Here is a 15,609-nt window from a genome sequence, read left to right as displayed (position 1 = left end):
GAGGGCGGCGCGGCCCGCTGTCCGGTCGCCCCGCGCGCCGTCGTGGGCGGCTCGGGCGCAGGCGCCGGTGGGCGCGGCTGCCCACGGTGGGTGCGGATGCCCGCCGCGGGCGCCTGTCCGGCACGGGCGCCCGCGGCGCGGTGAGGTCAGCGGGCCGTCGCGCCGAGGAACACGACGGCACCCGTGATCACGAGCAGGGCGGACGCGAACGTGTGCCGCCGTGCCGTGCGGAGCTTCTCCCGGACGAGCCAGGCGTGCGCGGTCGCCAGCAGCCACCGCAGGTAGGGATCGGTGCGTGCGATGTTGCGCCGGGCCGTGGCCAGACCGCGTTCCAGCGCCAGGCGCTCGGCGGGTTCGGCCGTCGCCAGCCGCCGGCTGATCTCGGTGGCGAGCTGACGGTGGCGCAGGAGGTCCTCGACGTCGTCGGCCAGCGCGCCGAAGTAGTAGCCGGGCGCGGCCTCGAACCGCTCGCGCAGCCCGCGCAGGGCGGGGGAGGTGAGGACGTCGGGCGTGGTCAGCGGCGGCACGAGGACCTCGCTGGTCTGCCACACCGCCCAGGCGACACCGAGCAGTGCCAGGACCAGTCCGCCTCCGGCCCAGGCCGCGTGCACCCAGTCCGTGATCCTCCCGACGGCGAGCAGGGGCCCGCCGCCGAGCAGCAGGGCGCCGACGGCACCACTGGCCGCGAGGGTCCACCGCGCGGCCTCCCGGCTGTCAGCGACGGAGTCCAGGGGAGAGGGCAGAGCCTCCAGCACGCCCGCGTCGGGGGGTCCGGCCGGTGGGACGGGGCTCACCGGTCCTCTCCGCGGAAGACGACGCCGAGCGGACCGGGGTCGTCGTCGGGCAGGTCCCGGTACGGTGCCCAACGCTCGCCGTCGAAGTACTCGAGCACGCCGGACTCGTTGACCCGCACCGCGTTCTTCCTCGGGTGCTCTTCCTGAGCGTCTGACATGAACTCAGTATGCCCGCCGCCCCCTTGGCGCCATCGCCCCCAGGGCGGCGCCCGCCACCGGCTGCCGGGGTCCCCGGCAGCGGGCTGGTCCGGGGCGCTGCGGAACAGCGATCAGTGGCCTCGGCGCCGGACCGCGCGGGGCGGGGCCACCGGGCGGCGGCACGACCCTCTCGTCGGTGACACGCCTCGGTGACACACCTCGAACCCGCGGGGCCTGGCCGACGTGGCGATCCCGGCCCCCGGCCCGTCCCGTTCATGAGAGAAACCTCACTCGTGGGGCCGGGGGAGCGGTCAGGCGGTCAGGGCCTGCTCGGTGGTGGGGTGGCAGGGGATCAGCGTGTCCACACCAACCAGCTGCAGCACACGCAGCACGGACTGCTGGGCGCCGGCGATGCGCACCCATCCGTCCTCGTTGCTCACCTGCTGGTGGGCGGCGACGAAGACGTTGATGCCGCTGGAGTCCATGAACGTCACACCGCTGAGGTCGGCGACGATCCGGGCCGGTGCGGCCCCGTCCGCACCCAGCAGGGCTCCCCTGAGCACGTCCTGGACGTCGTGGTCGATCTCGCCCCGCAGGGTGACGACACGGACCCCCTCGACCACGCGATGGTCCGCGGAGAGCCGGCTGGGCCGGTCGGCTTGCTCGGTGTGGGCCACGGTCTCCTCGACTGCAATCTAGGCTTGCCCCCTCGGGGCAGGACGCGCGGGTGATTCTGCCCCACGGACGCGGTCGGATGCACCCGGGTGGCGATTTCGTGCCCCCTCCGTGCTGCATGCACCGGCCGCGGTGGGGTACTGGCGCGCGCATGACGGGCAGTGAGGACGAGACCGATGGGATCTGATGGCGACGGTGACGACTGTACGACGCCGGACGAGCACGTGATGCGGGCCGGTTACGCCCTGGGCGCGGAGGACCGCTCCATCGCGGACGCCCGGCATCACGCGGCCGCCTTCCTCGACCAGGCGGGCGACGACCACCGCGTGCCCGTGCCGGCACGCGCGAAGGACCTCACCCAGCTCGTGGTCAGCGAGCTCGTCACCAACGCCCGCAAGTACGCCCCCGGCCCCGTCCAGATGGAGCTGCGCCTCACCACCCGCGCGGTGGAGATCGTCGTCTGGGACAGTGATCCCACGGTCCCCACGGCCCGGGCGGCCGACCCCGGCAGAATCGGCCAGCACGGCCTGGAGATCGTCAAGGCGGTCACCGAGAACCTCGTCATGGAGCAGGAGGCGGTCGGCAAGCGCATCACCGCCCGCATCGCCCTGACCGAGGCCCCCCGCAGCGACACCGCCTCCCGGACGGCGAGGTAGCCGGCCGCCGCGAGGCCGCGGGTGCCGGTTCCGGGCGGCGGCCCGGTGCATGCTGGTAGTCCTGACCGGGGTGGCGCACGGCGTGCGCCGTGACGACCGAGCCGGGACGCCCGGCGGCGCGTCCCGGGACACGTGAGGGGCAACCAGGTGGCGGACGACCGGCGAGCGGATCCGGTGCCCGGCGCGCGGGCCGGTGTGCTGGCGGACCGCCTCAAGGAACGGATCTACGCGACGATCACGATGATCGCCGTGGTGGTCGGTCTGTCTCTCGGCGAAGTGGGTGCCCTCGGCGCCGTCGCCACGGTGGTGACGACGGCTCTCGGGCTGTGGCTCGCGGCGTTCGTCGCCGACCAGCAGGCCCACCGCACCGTCCGTCGCCGCTTCGCCACCGGCCGCGAACTGCGCCGCATGCTGTACGTCAGCAGTCCCCTGCTGTCCTGCGCCGTGGGCCCGGCCGTGCTGATCGCTCTCGCAGCACTGGACGTCCTGTCCCTGCACGCCGCCCTGCTGACCGCGGCCGGTGTCGGCGTGGTCTCCCTCTTCCTGTGGGGCTGCCTGGGTGGGCTGCGCATGGGCGGCGGCACCCTGACGGCGGTGGCGGCCGGCCTCGCGGACGCGGTGATCGGTGTGGCGGTGGCCCTGGTGAAAGCGGCCGCCGGGCACTGACCGGGCGGCGCCGCGGGCCTCGCGCCACCCGGACCCCGGCATCCGCCGGGGCCCGGTTCGGGAATGTGCGGACAAGGCCGTTCCCCGCGGCGACGTCGGGGTACACGATGAGAGAGCCATTCCTACGCACTGGAGGCGGTCATGCTCCTCCTCGGCATCATCCTCTTGGTAATCGGCTTGGTCACCGGCATATCGGTCCTGTGGACGATCGGGCTCATCCTCGCGGTCGTCGGCGCCGTCCTGTGGATCATGGGCTCCATGGGACACGCGGTCGCGGGCCGCCGGCACTATTGGTGACGCTGCCCCGGCAGCGCACCTCGGTACCGCTCCACCTCCCCTGACAGGGACCTTCCCACGGTCCCTGTCAGGACTTCGCGTGCCCTCTGACAGGGACCGCTACAACAGGTTCCGCACGGCCAGGCGCGGGGCGCGGCGTACGAGCCAGGCCCCGGCCAGCCCGATCGCGGCGCCCGCGACGACGTCGCTGGGATAGTGGGCGCCCGACTGCACCCGCTCCAGGGCCACCGCGGCCGCCGGAACGGCGCACACCGCGCCCGCCACGGGCCAGATCGGGGCGACCGCGGCGGTGAAGGCGACCGCGGCCGCGGTGTGCCCGGAGGGAAAGGAGGAGGAGTCGGGCCGGTCGGCCACCTCGTCGTGCGGGATCCATTCCACGGGCGGCCTCGGGCGGTCCGCGAGCTGCTTGCACAGGCCGTTCGACGTCAACTGCGCCACCACCACCGCCCCCAGCCCGGCCGCGGCCGCCTTGCGGCCCCGCCATCCGCCGAACGAGGCCATCACGACGGCGGCTCCGCACCACAGTTTCGTACTCTCCGCGGACTCCTCCACCGCCGACAGCACCTTCGCGCATCCACGCGGGATGCGGGACGCCGCCCGCTGGGTCAGAACCCGATCAGCTTCGAACAATCCGGTCAGCACCTTCATGGAATGCGGTTATCCCGAACGCGGCTCCTGAAGCGGCCGGATCGTCGCGGGCGGGGTCGTCGTCGGCGGCGCCGCTCACGCCTCGTCCAGCCGGCGCACGTCCTTCTCGGTCCACGCCCTGGTGTCGCGCGGCTCGGTGTAGGGCTCCTTGTCCGGGGGCAGGCCGCCCGCGATCGACCGCTGCCGGACGATCTCCGCGTCGAACTGCAGGCCGAGGAGGATCGCGAGGTTGCTGATCCACAGCCAGACCAGGAAGACGATGACACCCGCCATCGTGCCGTACGTCTTGTTGTAGGAGGCGAAGTTGGCCACGTAGAAGGCGAAGGCCGCGGACGCGGCCATCCAGATGACCAGGGCCAGGAAGCTGCCGGGCGTGATCCACCGGAACCCCTTGACCTTGGCGTTCGGGCTGGCCCAGTACAGCAGCGCGATCATGACCGTCACCAGGACCACCAGCACGGGCCACTTGGCGATCGACCAGACGGTCAGCGCCGTGTCGCCGATGCCGAGGGCCGTCCCCGCCTGCCGCGCCAGGGCGCCGGTGAAGACCACGATCAGGGCGCTGGCCACCGCGAGCACCATCAGGGCGACCGTCAGCCCGACCCGCACGGGGAGGATCTTCCACACCGGGCGTCCCTCCGGCATGTCGAACACCCGGTTGGCCGCGCGCATGAACGCGGCCACGTACCCGGAGGCCGACCACACCGCCAGGACGATGCCGACGAGGGCCATGACGGATCCCACGCCGGCGTTGTCCTGCAACTGCGTGACAGCGTCGGCGATGATGTCGCGGACGGAGCCCGGTGCGAGCTGTTCCAGGTTGTCCACCACCGTGTCCGTGGCGGAGCGGCCGGTGAGGCCGAGCAGCGACACCAGGACCAGCAGGGCCGGGAACAGCGACAGCAGGCCGTAGTACGTCAGCGCGGCCGCCCGGTCGGTGAGTTCGTCGTCCTGGAACTCGCGCAGACTGCCCTTCAGCACCGCCGCCCACGCCCGCTTCGGCAGCTTCGTCGGCGCGTCCGGTGCGCGCCGCTCCACCGCGGGACCGGGCCCCACCTCCTCGGGCGGCGGGATCGCACGTTCCGCGGTCTCACGGCTGCCGTGGTCCTCGTTGCGCCCGGGAAGATGCAGCTTCATGGACGACGAGTACCCTCGGATCCCCGCTCAACCGCGGGTTCTGAGCCGTTGTCACGCCGCCGCGCGCCGCCGTGCCGCGTGCCGCGAGCGGCGGGCCGGGCGCCGCGCCGGGCCGCCGCCGGTGTCGGGCGGGCCGGCGTCGTGGACCAGGCGCAGGTGGCGCCCGCGGGCGTGCCGGGGCACGCGCGGTCGGGCCGGCAACCGGTCCTCGATGCGGTCCATGGCGTACAGCAGCACACCCAGGGCCGGCAGCAGCAGCACGGCGACAGCGATCACAGCCCCGTTCCCTCCGGTCGGTGTCCGCGCCCGGGTTCCCACCCTGGCCCGGCCGGAGACGCGCGGATGTGAGGGTCTGGTGACCACCGGGTGCAGACGGCGCACGAGCCGCGGGCCGGTGCGCCGTCGGTGCATGGAACGCGGTGGCCGGCGCATCCGAGAGGGCATGGAGTGCGCGATCTACCAAGAGCAGACAGGCGACTGCGAGATCCTCGACTGCCGTCAGGAGGAGGACGGGTGCCGCGTCACGCTCGACCGCCTGGCCGTGCTGAAGCCGGACGAGTTCGCCTGGATCCGGATGGACGAACCGGACCAGGGCGAACTGCAGCGGCTGGGGGAGTACCTGAAGCTGCATCCCCTGGCGATCGAGGACGCCGCGACAGCACACCAGCGGCCGAAGCAGGAGCGCTACGGTGACGTGCTGGCGGTCGCGCTGAAGACCCTGTGGTTCGTCGAGCGGACCGCGGACGTGGAGACCGGCGAGGTGATGATCTTCCTCGGGCCGTCCTTCGCCCTGACCGTCCGGCACGGCACGCTCGACCCGACCGTGGAGGCGGCACGGCGGCTGGCGGAGAGCCCGCAGATGGCACGACTCGGACCGGCCAGCGTCCTCCACGCGGTCACCGACGTGATCGTCGACGCCTACGCGCGGGCCGCCCAGCAGGTCCGCGCGGACCTCACCGAACTGGAACGGTGCGTGTTCTCGCCCGCCCGGGACGACCTGACCGAGCAGATCTACTCGCTCAAGCGGGAGGTGGTGGAGTTCCGCGACGCCGTCCAGCCCCTGGTCCCCGTCCTGCACGACTTCACCCGGCCCGCCGAGGCCTGGCCGCAGCAACTGGTGCCGTACTTCCGCGATGTCGCCGACCACCTCACCCGCACCGACACCGAGGTCCGCGCACTGGACGACCTGCTCGGCTCCGTCCTGGACGCCCACCTGGCGAAGGTCGGCACCTGGCAGAACGACGACATGCGCCGCATCAGCGCCTGGGCGGCCATCCTGGCCGTACCGACCATGGTCGCCGGCATCTACGGCATGAACTTCTCGGACATGCCCGAGCTGAGCTGGCGCTACGGCTATCCGTGCGCGCTGGCCGTGATGGCCCTCGGAGCGGGACTGCTGTACCGGGCCTTCCGCCGCAACGGGTGGCTGTGACACCACCGTGGCGCCTGGGCCGCCGAGCGGTCGCATCCGGGCGCCCGGTCGTGGCGGTGGCGGCCGTCGGTGAGGTTCGGAAGGGTCGCGCCGCTGACAGGGCCGGGCCTCGGCGTCTCGGGCTGCTCCGGTGGCGGCGGCGTGTCCTCGGACGGCGGCGGCGTGACGCTGCGCCGCGGCGAGGGACCCGCGGCGACCGTCAACGACGCAATGAGCCTGCGGGTCGTCGACATCCGCGCCACCACGGCCGCTCTCCGCATCGAGCCCGCGGGGTGACCCGGAGCGGCGGCCCAGCCGACGCCGCCCGGTCGGCCGCAAGTCACTCAACCGGCGGCCGCAAGGCACCTGGACGACCACCCCCACCCGCTGGTTCGGAACGGCCCGCATCGCCTGAAGGAGTCGGCAGGACCGCGTGGCGGCACCCACGCTGAGCTGGGGTTTCCGCCTCGGCCCGGCCGGGCCCCGCACCAAGACTTGAGCCTTGCGTTGTCAAGTACGGGGTGGGTATAGCAGTGGTGTGGCCCACCAGACGGACAGGAGGTGTTGCGCAGTGATCACCGAGCTCGCTGTCGAACGTGTCGAGTTCACCTGCGGCTCGTGCTGGCACCGCTGGAGCGTCGACTACGACGTGCAGCGCTACCGGGACGCCCTCGACGCCGAGTGGGAGTACTTCTACCGCGACAACGTGCCGGTTCCCTCCCCTTACACCCCCGAGGGAGCGCCCCCCTGCGAGCACTGCGGCCGACGCTGGGTCGGACGCCTCATGGCCCGCCGTCCCGTTCCGCTGGCCGGGGACGACGCCGAGGCACCCCGCAGCCGTGTCCCGGCCGAGGGCGGCCACCGGGCCGAGCGGCACGCGGCGCCGATGCTGCGCGGCGCCGGTCACCCGCAGCCGCAGACCGCCGCGCGGACGCCCCAGCCGTCCGCGGAACCGTAGGGCGTCGCAGTGGGACAGGGCCCCGGTGCGGCACCGGCCGCGATCCCCCGCCCGCCCGGGGTCCCTGTCCGGCCGCACTACGCGGCCGACCGCCCAACTTGAGTCGTTCCCTATCAAGTTGCTCCAGTCGCCACTTGTCAATCATCCTGCGTTTCGGCTATATGGAAAGGGCGGATCTAGCGTGTCGCGGCCGCGGTCGGAACGGCCGCCGTGCAGGAGCGAAGGGAGAAGTGGGGAATGCTTGTGCGTACCGGCGCTCTGGGGGATCTGGACCGGCTCACGCGTCAGCTCGCACAGAACGCCACGGCGGGCACCGTCATCCCGGCGGACGTCTGGCGCGACGACGAGGCGCTCTTCGTCCAGTTCGATCTGCCGGGCATGGACCGCTCCAGCATCGAGGTGACCGTGGAGCGGGGCACGCTCCTGCTGAGCGCCGAACGTCCTTCCCCGGTCCCGGGCGGGGCCAGGCCCGTGCTCACCGAGCGTCCCACCGGCCGGTTCAGCCGCCGTCTGACCCTGTCCGACGCCCTGGACGCCGACGCCGCCCAGGCGGTCTACGACAACGGCGTGCTCACCTTGCGCATCCCGCTGGCCGCACACGCCAAGCCCCGCAAGATCGCCATCTCGGGTGGGGGTCCCAAGCAGGTCACCGCGTGACGGACGTCTGCTCCCGCCGCCCTGCCCGCGCCGTGTCCGAAGGAGGTTGGACCGTGAGCGCACTGCTGTGGCTGCTCATCCCGTTGCTCGTCGGCATCGCCGCAAGCGTCTGGGCCTGGCGTACCGGACGCCGTACACCCGCCCCGCCCGACCACGACATCTGGGCGGACCTCGACCGCTACCAGCGGCTGCGCACAGTGCTGAGCGCCGACGACCGCTGCCGGACGGCGTGAGGGTGACCGGCCATAAGCACTGGCCGTTCACTGGACTGGCGCGCGTGGCCGCCCCGCCTTCCCGAGCAGCCGATCTTCTACCCGGTCCTCAACGAGGAGTACGCGGTCAGGATCGCCCGGGACTGGAACGTCAAGCACGACGGTGCCGGCTTCGTCACCCGCTTCGAGGTCGAGTCCGCCTTCCTGCGCAGGTATCCGGTCCAGCAGGCGGGCGGACGGACGATCCAGGAGCTGTGGGTGCCGGCCGAGGAGCTCGACGAGTTCAACGCCCACATCGCCGGCAGGATCGAGCTGATCCACGAGTTCCACTGAGCCGAGCGGCTCCATGACGTCAGACCGGGGCCGCCCCTGACGGGCGGTCAGGCCCCGGACACGGCAGCGGTGGTGCTCCGGGTTCGGAGCACCACCGCTGCCGTGTCACGTGGGCACAGGCCCGGCGCAGGTGGTCGCGGGCCGGGTCGCAGCCGCGGGGCCGGCATCGCGCAACGGCCGGACACCGGCGGCGCGAGAGCGCGCCGCGCCCGCCTCACCTGCTGCGGTAGGCCCGCAGGAAGGTCCGGACCCCCTCGACGATGAGGTGCCGGACGCGGGTGTCCTCCGCGGCGTTCGCCGAACCGAGCCTGTCCAGGGCGACACCGAAGGTCAGCGCGATGAACTGGTCGGCCGCGAGCCGGGGGTCGGGAACGTCGAGCAGTCCGGCGGCGGCGAAGGCGGCCAGGCGCTCGGCGATCGCCTCGTCGGGCGTGTCGGCCATGGAGTTGTAGCCGTGCCGCGGCAGGTGGCCGGACTCCGCCCGGACCAGTCGCTGCAGCGTGGCGTACTCCGCCGAGCCGAGCATGTCGGTGGCGATGCGCAGCGAGAACCCGACCAGCGCGTCCTCGAGTTCGGCGGCGTCGGTGAGCCCGGTGAGGGTGTCGTCGAGGGTGTGCCGGATCGTGCTGATCATGGACTGGGCGATGGCGTCGACGACGGCCCGCAACAGCGTCTGCTTGTCGCCGAAGTAGTCGTAGACCGTCCGCTTGGACACGTCGGCCCGGGCGGCGATCGCGTCGACGCTGGTCCGGTCGAAGCCGTCGGCGAGGAACAGTTCCCGGGCCGCCTGGAGGATGGCGGTCCGCTTCCGCGCGGAGCCCTCGCGCAGTGTCTTCGTGGTCGGCATGGCCACATCCTAACCGTTCTACACTGCACGGTGTAGTGTAGTTCCCGAACCGGTCGCACTCCTCATCTGCTCGGCCGTCTCGGAAGGACGTCCATGACCGCAACCCTGGCTCCGCCGGCCCGTATCGGGAAGGCCGCCATCGCCGCCCTGGGCACGTTGGCAGTCGCCACCGGTGCCCTCGAGTCGGTGGTGACGCCGACGCTCCCGCTCCTCCAGCGCGAACTCGGCATGAGCCCGGCCGAAGGCGCGTTGCTCAGCATCGTGCTGCTCATCACCGGCGCACTCGTCACACCGATCGCGGGCAAGCTGGGCGACCGCTACGGCGGGAAACGAGTCATGATCCGGCTGATGGCGGTCGTCTCGGCCGGGGGACTGGTGTCCTCCCTGGCGCCGAACCTGCCGGTGCTGCTGCTCGGACAGGTGTTGCAGGGGGCGATGGTCGGCGCACTGCCCCTGTCGTTCATCCTGGTGCGCAAGCACCTCCCCGCCGGTGCGTCGAAGGTGGCCATCGGCGTGGTCAGCGGGATGTTCGTCGCGGGCGGTATGGCGGGCACGCTGTCGGCCGGGCCCGTGGCGGAAGGGCTGTCCCGGCACTGGATGTTCGCGCTGCCGACGATCGCGGTCGTCGCCGGCACCGTGCTGGTGAACCGGCTGTTTCCCCACGACCCGCCGGGCCGGCCGGACGGCACCGGGATCGACTGGCCCGGCCTGATCCTGCTGAGCGGCGCCCTCGTCACGCTCATGCTCGTGCTGGCTCTGGCGCCCGACATCGCCTCGCGGCCAGTCGTGGTCGGCGCGCTCGTCGTGGTCCTGGCCGGCTTCGTGGCCGGATGGACGGCCGTCGAACGCCGCGCGACCTCACCGATGGTCGATCTGCGGATGCTGGCGCGGCCCGCGATGTGGAAGTCGTGCGTGCTGACGTTCACGACGTGCGTCGGGACTTCGCTGGCGGTCTACCTCGTCCCGCAGCTGTTCGCGGTGTCCGCCGGTGACTACGGTTTCGGCGCCAGTGCCACCGAGATCGGCCTCTACCTGCTGCCCGGCGCCGCTGCCGCCGCACTGGCCGGGCCGGTCAGCGGGATCGGGGCGCGGCGTCTGGGATCGCGCGCCGTGGTCACCGCGGGGATCGTCCTCATGGCCGTCGCGCTGACCGCCCTGGCCGCCGTGCACACCGAGGTCTGGCACCTGGTCGTCGGCAAGGTGCTGATCTCGCTCGCCAGCGGTCTGTGCGTCACGGCGCTGGTCACCAGCACCGCCACGTCCGTCGACCAGGCGGACACCGGCATCGCCACCAGCCTGGTCCTGGTCACGCGCGTGATCGGCTACGCCGTGGGCGCGCAGGCCGGCGGCGCCCTGCTGACCGCCGGAACCCCCTCCGGATCACAGGCCCCGGCCGAGTCGGCCTTCGTCACCGGCTTCGTCGCAGCCGGCGCCGTCACGGCACTGTCCCTGCTCGTCACCCGCACCATGAGCAAAGGAGTCGAGGAATGACCACGACCCGCACCGATCCGCCGAGGGGCGTGCGCACCCCACCGGGGCGCAAGGTCCTGATATCCGGGGCAGGCGTCGCCGGGCCCGCCCTCGCGTACTGGCTGAACCGCTGCGGACACACGGTCACGGTGGTGGAGAAGGCGAGGTCGCTGCGTGACGGCGGCTACCCCGTCGACGTGCGCGGCCCCGCACTGGAGGTCGTCCGGCGCATGGGGATCCTGCCGCGACTGCGAGAGGCGCACATCGACCTGCGCCGGATCACCTTCCTCGACGAGGACGGGGGAGAGGTGGCCTCGCTCAGCCCGCACACCGTCACCGGCGGCAGCACGGGCCGGGACCTGGAGGTGAGGCGCGGGGATCTGACCGCCGCTCTCCACGCGGTGGTCCGTGACGACGTGGAGTTCCTGTTCCACGACTCCGTCGACACGCTCGACGAGTCCGGCCACGGGGTCGACGTCACCTTCCGCGGGGGCGGTCGGCGGACGTTCGACCTCGTCGTCGGAGCGGACGGCGTGCACTCGCGCACGCGCGCGATCCTGTTCGGCCCCGAGGAGCAGTTCCACCGCTACCTCGGCCACTGCTTCGCCGTCTTCACCATGCCCAACACCTTCGGCCTCTCCCACGAGACCGTGATGTGGAACAGCCCGGGCAGAGCCGCGGCACTCTACGCCGTCGGTGACGACGACGAGGTGCACGCCTTCCTGGACTTCGCCCGCCCGGAACAACCGTTCGACGCGCTGTGGGACCCGCAGTCCCGACGCGACCTGATCGAGAAGGTCTTCGCCGACGCGGGTTGGCGGGTGCCGGGCATGCTCGCCGCCCTGCGGGACGCCGACGACCTGTTCTTCGACGCAACCGGCCAGATTCGCATGCCCCGCTGGTCCGGCGGCCGGGTCGCGCTGCTGGGCGACGCCGCGTACGCGCCCTCGTTCCTCACCGGACAGGGCACCAGCCTCGCCCTCGTCGGCGCGTACATGCTCGCCGCTTCGCTGGCGGGACGGGACCACGCCGCGGGCTTCGCCGCCTACGAACGCGACACCCGGGAGTTCGTCACCGCCAACCAGGACCAGGCCGGCGAGAGCGGTGCCCAGCTGTTCCCCACCACCGCACGGGCCCTGCGGCAGCGCAACGACATGCTGCGCCGGCTCAGCGCCCTGCCCTCCGCGCCGCAACGGCCGGCCCACTCGGCGCTCACCCTGCCCCCCTGGCCGTCCGGGCGCTGACCAGGGGCACGGACGGGGCAGAGGTGGGCGACGGCCGCGTGCCGATCCCGGAGCGCTACTGTTCCAGGGCACCGACTGCGGGACCGGCAGGCGGCGGACACGGAACGGGGCGGGGACACGAGAATGGAGCCGGACTGGTCGGCGTCGCTGCTCGCCTTCACCGTCGGCACCCTGATCGCACTGGTCACCGCGCCGGTCGGGGTCTCCGGCGCCGTGTTCCTGCTGCCGGTCCAGCTCAGCGTCCTCGGTGTCCCCAGTCCCGCCGTCACCCCCACCAACCTGCTCTACAACGTGGTCGCCGGGCCCGGCGCGTTGCTGCGCTACCGCCACGACGGCAGCCTCTACGGCCCGTTGACCCGCCGGCTGATCGCGGGGACCCTGCCCGGCGTCGTCCTCGGCGCCCTCATCCGCGTCTTCGCCCTCCCCGGACCAGCCGTCTTCCGGATCCTGGTCGCCGTCCTGCTGCTCCCGCTGGGGCTCTGGCTGATCGCCCGCACACTCCGCCGGCCGACCGCCCGCACCCGGCACCAGCCCGCACCGCGCGCCGTCACCACCCTGGCGCTGGCCGTCGGCACGATCGGCGGCGTCTACGGCATCGGCGGCGGCTCCATCCTCGGGCCGGTCCTGGTCGGCCGGGGGATGCCCGTGGCCCAGGTCGCTCCCGCCGCGCTCGCCTCCACCTTCCTGACCTCACTGGCCGGCGCCGGCACCTACGGACTGCTCGCCCTCACCGGGGGCGAGCACATCGCCCCGGACTGGCTGCTCGGACTGTCCGGCGGACTGGGCGGGCTGGCCGGCGGCTACCTGGGGGCCCGCCTCCAGCCCCGGCTGCCCGAAGGCGCCCTCCGCCTCCTGCTGGGCACCCTCGCCGCCCTGGTCGGCGCCCTCTACGCCCTTCAGGCACTCACCTAGCCTCGCGTCCGGAGTACCGCGGACGGAGGGCCGGGAGGGGCCGGGAACGCCGGTGCCCGGCCTCCCCCCGGGGGCCGGGCACCGGCGGTGTGTCAGTACGCGATGAGGCCGCTCGTGTTGCGGTCGAACAAAGCAGGCCTCCACGTTCGCGCCGATGTTCGCCTTCACGTTCACGTCGGCGCAGTTGCTCGTGGTGGTGGCCAGTCCGGATAGGCCGGCCAGACCTTGTTCGTCGTGCTGAAGCTCTTGGCGCTGCCGCAGCAGGACTTGGGGGCGATGTCCGCCGAGGCCGTGGTGGCTCCCCCGGCGAGCAGTCCGGCGGCCAGGGTGGCTGCCGCGACGGCTGTGGTGATCTTGCTGCGCACCCCTGATCCGTCCTCTGCAACAATCCCGTCGCCCCAGGTGAGGCGGGTGGCAGGAGACGGGCAACCGCACGGTGGGGCACCACCCCGGTACGGGTCAGCGGGTGGCGAGGAGTTCGAGCGTGTCGATCACGCGGTGGGAGAAGCCCCACTCGTTGTCGTACCAGGCGACCACCTTGACGTGGCGGCCGTCGACGCGGGTGAGTGCCGAGTCGAAGATCGACGAGGCGGGGTTGCCCACGATGTCGGTCGACACGAGCGGGTCCTCCGAGTGCTCGAGGACGCCGGCGAGCGGCCCCTGTGCCGCCGCGCGGTACGCCGCCAGCACGTCCTCGCGCGTCACGTCGCGCGCCACCGTGGTGTTGAGTTCGACGATCGAACCCACCGGCACCGGCACGCGGATGGAGTCACCCGACAGCTTGCCGTCCAGGTTCGGCAGCACCAGGCCGATCGCCTTGGCCGCGCCGGTCGTGGTCGGCACGATGTTGACACCGGCGGCCCGGGCACGGCGGGCGTCGCGGTGCGGACCGTCCTGCAGGTTCTGCTCCTGCGTGTAGGCGTGCACCGTCGTCATGAACCCGTGCTCGATACCGGCGAGTTCGTCGAGGACCTTGGCCAGCGGCGCGAGCGCGTTGGTGGTGCAGGAGGCGTTCGAGACGATCGTGTGCAGGTCCGGGTCGTAGGCGTCCGTGTTGACCCCGAACGCGAGCGTGACGTCGGCGCCGTCCGACGGCGCGCTGACCAGCACCCTCTTCGCACCCGCGTCGAGATGGGCGCGGGCGGCCTTCGCCGAGGTGAAGCGGCCGGTGGCCTCCAGGACGATGTCCACGCCGAGTTCGGCCCACGGCAGCCGCGCCGGTTCACGCTCGGCCGGCACCGTGATCCGGCGGCCGTCGACGACGAGGGCGTCCCCGTCGACGCTCACCGGGCGCCCGAGCCGCCCGGCCGTGCTGTCGTAGGCGAGCAGCCGCGCGAGGGCGGCGGGCTCCGTCAGATCGTTGACGGCCACGATCTCCAGGGCGCTGTCGCGCTCCAGCAGGGCGCGCAGCACATTGCGTCCGATGCGGCCGAATCCGTTGATGGCGATGCGAGTCATGAATGAGGTCCTTTCGTCCGCCACCATGCTCGTCCGGGGCCGGCACCCGTGACAGTGGCGGTATCGCCACGGTTCACAAGGATCCCGCCACCCGCGGCGGGTGGCGTCACTCGCCGCGCGTGAAGGTGCGCCGGTACTCGCTCGGGGTGGTGCCGAGGATGCGCTGGAAGTGCAGGCGCAGGTTGGCTCCGGTGCCGAGCCCGACGTCGTCGGCGATCTGCTCGACGCTGCGCTCGGAGCGTTCCAGCAGTTCACGGGCGAGGTCGATGCGCGCCCGCATCACCCATTGCATCGGCGTGCAGCCGGTCTCCTCGACGAAGCGCCGGGAGAACGTGCGCGCCGACACACCCGCCTGCTGCGCCAGCGCGTCGAGGGCGAGGGGTTCGCCCAGCCGGTGCAGCGCCCACTCGCGGGTGGCGGCGAACCGTTCGCCGAGCGGCTCGGGCACGCTGCGCGGCACGTACTGCGCCTGACCGCCACTGCGGTAGGGGGCCGCGACCAGCCGGCGGGCCGCGTGGTTGGAGGCCGCCACTCCCAGGTCACCGCGCAGGATGTGCAGACAGAGGTCGATGCCGGAGGCGGCGCCGGCCGAGGTGAGCACGCTGCCCTCGTCGACGAACAGCACGTTCTCGTCGACCCGTACGAGCGGGTGCCGGGCCGCGAGGGCCCGCGTGTAGTGCCAGTGCGTCGTGGCGCGCCGGCCGTCGAGCAGCCCCGTGGCGGCGAGCGCGAAGGCCCCCGTCGAGATGGCGGCGAGCCGCGCGCCCCGCTCGTGAGCGGCGATCAGCGCGGCGACGACGGCCCGTGGCGGATCGTCGTGGTCCGGGTGCCGGTAGCCCGGGACGAAGACGAGGTCGGCCCACGCGAGCGCGTCCAGGCCGTGGGCCACGTGGTAGGCGAGCCCGTCGCCGCCGGTCACCAGCCCCTGCGCCGCGCCGCACACGCGCACCTCGTACGGCATGCTCGCCCGGGTCGTGAAGACCTGCGCGGGAATCCCGACGTCGAGCGGCTTCGCACCCTCCAGCACGAGGACGGCGACGCGACGCGGGCGGGAGGCTGACACAGGGAGAGATTACGCGGGCGCGCCGCCGGTACG

21 protein-coding genes and 1 pseudogene are annotated in these 15,609 nt (G+C 72.8%); 12 read left to right on the top strand and 10 right to left on the bottom strand.

What is annotated here, in order from left to right; genetic code table 11:
* Positions 1-146: 146 nt before the first annotated feature.
* From AC07DA_RS19385 to AC07DA_RS19375, 3 genes are all read right to left on the bottom strand, one after another.
* The gene (locus AC07DA_RS19385; protein ID WP_479129378.1) at positions 147-794 is read right to left on the bottom strand and encodes a hypothetical protein; all 648 of its coding nucleotides are present in this window, start codon (positions 792-794) and stop codon (positions 147-149) included.
* Positions 791-952 (bottom strand): hypothetical protein, encoded by a 162-nt coding sequence (locus tag AC07DA_RS19380; RefSeq protein WP_479129377.1) that lies wholly within the window; start codon positions 950-952, stop codon positions 791-793. Before AC07DA_RS19380 ends, AC07DA_RS19385 begins: the two co-directional genes overlap by 4 nt.
* Before the next feature lie 291 nt (positions 953-1,243).
* Complete coding sequence (locus AC07DA_RS19375; protein ID WP_479129376.1) at positions 1,244-1,609, bottom strand: STAS domain-containing protein; 366 nt, start codon at positions 1,607-1,609, stop codon at positions 1,244-1,246.
* Between the two features lie 174 nt (positions 1,610-1,783).
* On the opposite strand from AC07DA_RS19375, the gene AC07DA_RS19370 reads away from it, so the two are divergent.
* The 3 genes from AC07DA_RS19370 (at position 1,784) to AC07DA_RS19360 (ending at position 3,226) form a co-directional block, all read left to right on the top strand.
* Positions 1,784-2,263, top strand: a complete 480-nt coding sequence (locus AC07DA_RS19370) for an ATP-binding protein (RefSeq protein ID WP_479129375.1) — start codon at positions 1,784-1,786, stop codon at positions 2,261-2,263.
* Between the two features lie 132 nt (positions 2,264-2,395).
* The gene (locus AC07DA_RS19365) at positions 2,396-2,929 is read left to right on the top strand and encodes a hypothetical protein (RefSeq protein WP_479129374.1); all 534 of its coding nucleotides are present in this window, start codon (positions 2,396-2,398) and stop codon (positions 2,927-2,929) included.
* Between the two features lie 141 nt (positions 2,930-3,070).
* Positions 3,071-3,226: a DUF6131 family protein gene (locus tag AC07DA_RS19360; protein WP_479129373.1), complete on the top strand. Its 156-nt coding sequence runs from the start codon at positions 3,071-3,073 to the stop codon at positions 3,224-3,226.
* Positions 3,227-3,325: 99 nt separating this feature from the next.
* Here AC07DA_RS19360 and AC07DA_RS19355 read toward each other — a convergent pair whose 3' ends face one another.
* The 3 genes from AC07DA_RS19355 to AC07DA_RS19345 form a co-directional block, all read right to left on the bottom strand.
* Positions 3,326-3,874, bottom strand: coding sequence for a phosphatase PAP2 family protein (locus AC07DA_RS19355; protein WP_479129372.1), 549 nt, complete (start codon positions 3,872-3,874; stop codon positions 3,326-3,328).
* A gap of 75 nt (positions 3,875-3,949) precedes the next feature.
* Positions 3,950-5,011 carry a YihY/virulence factor BrkB family protein gene (locus AC07DA_RS19350; RefSeq protein WP_479129371.1) on the bottom strand — a complete coding sequence of 354 codons (1,062 nt, stop codon included), beginning with the start codon at positions 5,009-5,011 and terminating at the stop codon, positions 3,950-3,952.
* 51 nt (positions 5,012-5,062) lie between these two features.
* A complete protein-coding gene (locus AC07DA_RS19345; protein WP_479129370.1) occupies positions 5,063-5,287 on the bottom strand; it encodes a hypothetical protein in 225 nt (74 codons plus the stop codon).
* Positions 5,288-5,420: 133 nt separating this feature from the next.
* Here AC07DA_RS19345 and AC07DA_RS19340 point away from each other — a divergent pair, with 133 nt between their 5' ends.
* From AC07DA_RS19340 to AC07DA_RS19315, 6 genes and pseudogenes are all read left to right on the top strand, one after another.
* Positions 5,421-6,443, top strand: a complete 1,023-nt coding sequence (locus AC07DA_RS19340; RefSeq protein WP_479129369.1) for a magnesium and cobalt transport protein CorA — start codon at positions 5,421-5,423, stop codon at positions 6,441-6,443.
* A gap of 69 nt (positions 6,444-6,512) precedes the next feature.
* A complete protein-coding gene (locus tag AC07DA_RS19335; RefSeq protein ID WP_479129368.1) occupies positions 6,513-6,719 on the top strand; it encodes a hypothetical protein in 207 nt (68 codons plus the stop codon).
* A 274-nt stretch (positions 6,720-6,993) separates the two neighbouring features.
* A complete protein-coding gene (locus tag AC07DA_RS19330; RefSeq protein WP_479129367.1) occupies positions 6,994-7,380 on the top strand; it encodes a hypothetical protein in 387 nt (128 codons plus the stop codon).
* A gap of 237 nt (positions 7,381-7,617) precedes the next feature.
* Positions 7,618-8,037 (top strand): Hsp20/alpha crystallin family protein, encoded by a 420-nt coding sequence (locus AC07DA_RS19325; RefSeq protein ID WP_479129366.1) that lies wholly within the window; start codon positions 7,618-7,620, stop codon positions 8,035-8,037.
* Positions 8,038-8,090: 53 nt separating this feature from the next.
* Positions 8,091-8,270 (top strand): hypothetical protein, encoded by a 180-nt coding sequence (locus AC07DA_RS19320; protein WP_479129365.1) that lies wholly within the window; start codon positions 8,091-8,093, stop codon positions 8,268-8,270.
* Positions 8,271-8,294: 24 nt separating this feature from the next.
* A pseudogene (locus tag AC07DA_RS19315) lies at positions 8,295-8,582 on the top strand (hypothetical protein); the annotation flags it as partial.
* A 214-nt stretch (positions 8,583-8,796) separates the two neighbouring features.
* On the opposite strand, the gene AC07DA_RS19310 reads toward AC07DA_RS19315, so the two are convergent.
* Complete coding sequence (locus AC07DA_RS19310; RefSeq protein ID WP_479129364.1) at positions 8,797-9,429, bottom strand: TetR/AcrR family transcriptional regulator; 633 nt, start codon at positions 9,427-9,429, stop codon at positions 8,797-8,799.
* Between the two features lie 93 nt (positions 9,430-9,522).
* Between AC07DA_RS19310 and AC07DA_RS19305 the strand changes: the two genes are divergently transcribed.
* The 3 genes from AC07DA_RS19305 (at position 9,523) to AC07DA_RS19295 (ending at position 13,055) form a co-directional block, all read left to right on the top strand.
* The gene (locus AC07DA_RS19305; protein ID WP_479129363.1) at positions 9,523-10,920 is read left to right on the top strand and encodes an MFS transporter; all 1,398 of its coding nucleotides are present in this window, start codon (positions 9,523-9,525) and stop codon (positions 10,918-10,920) included.
* The gene (locus tag AC07DA_RS19300) at positions 10,917-12,143 is read left to right on the top strand and encodes an FAD-dependent monooxygenase (RefSeq protein ID WP_479129362.1); all 1,227 of its coding nucleotides are present in this window, start codon (positions 10,917-10,919) and stop codon (positions 12,141-12,143) included. The genes AC07DA_RS19305 and AC07DA_RS19300 overlap by 4 nt, the downstream gene beginning before the upstream one ends.
* A gap of 123 nt (positions 12,144-12,266) precedes the next feature.
* The gene (locus tag AC07DA_RS19295; RefSeq protein ID WP_479129361.1) at positions 12,267-13,055 is read left to right on the top strand and encodes a sulfite exporter TauE/SafE family protein; all 789 of its coding nucleotides are present in this window, start codon (positions 12,267-12,269) and stop codon (positions 13,053-13,055) included.
* Between the two features lie 170 nt (positions 13,056-13,225).
* On the opposite strand, the gene AC07DA_RS19290 is transcribed toward AC07DA_RS19295, so the two are convergent.
* The 3 genes from AC07DA_RS19290 to AC07DA_RS19280 form a co-directional block, all read right to left on the bottom strand.
* On the bottom strand, positions 13,226-13,420 hold the full coding sequence (locus AC07DA_RS19290; protein ID WP_479129360.1) for a hypothetical protein: 195 nt from the start codon (positions 13,418-13,420) through the stop codon (positions 13,226-13,228).
* A 94-nt stretch (positions 13,421-13,514) separates the two neighbouring features.
* A complete protein-coding gene (gene gap / locus AC07DA_RS19285; RefSeq protein WP_479129359.1) occupies positions 13,515-14,513 on the bottom strand; it encodes a type I glyceraldehyde-3-phosphate dehydrogenase in 999 nt (332 codons plus the stop codon).
* Between the two features lie 106 nt (positions 14,514-14,619).
* A complete protein-coding gene (locus AC07DA_RS19280; protein WP_479129358.1) occupies positions 14,620-15,576 on the bottom strand; it encodes a GlxA family transcriptional regulator in 957 nt (318 codons plus the stop codon).
* Positions 15,577-15,609: the final 33 nt, after the last annotated feature.

The sequence above is a fragment of the Streptomyces sp. NPDC044921 genome (assembly GCF_056432865.1).
Note: the sequence above shows the minus strand (reverse complement) of the source record. Positions and strands in the feature narration are given on the sequence as shown.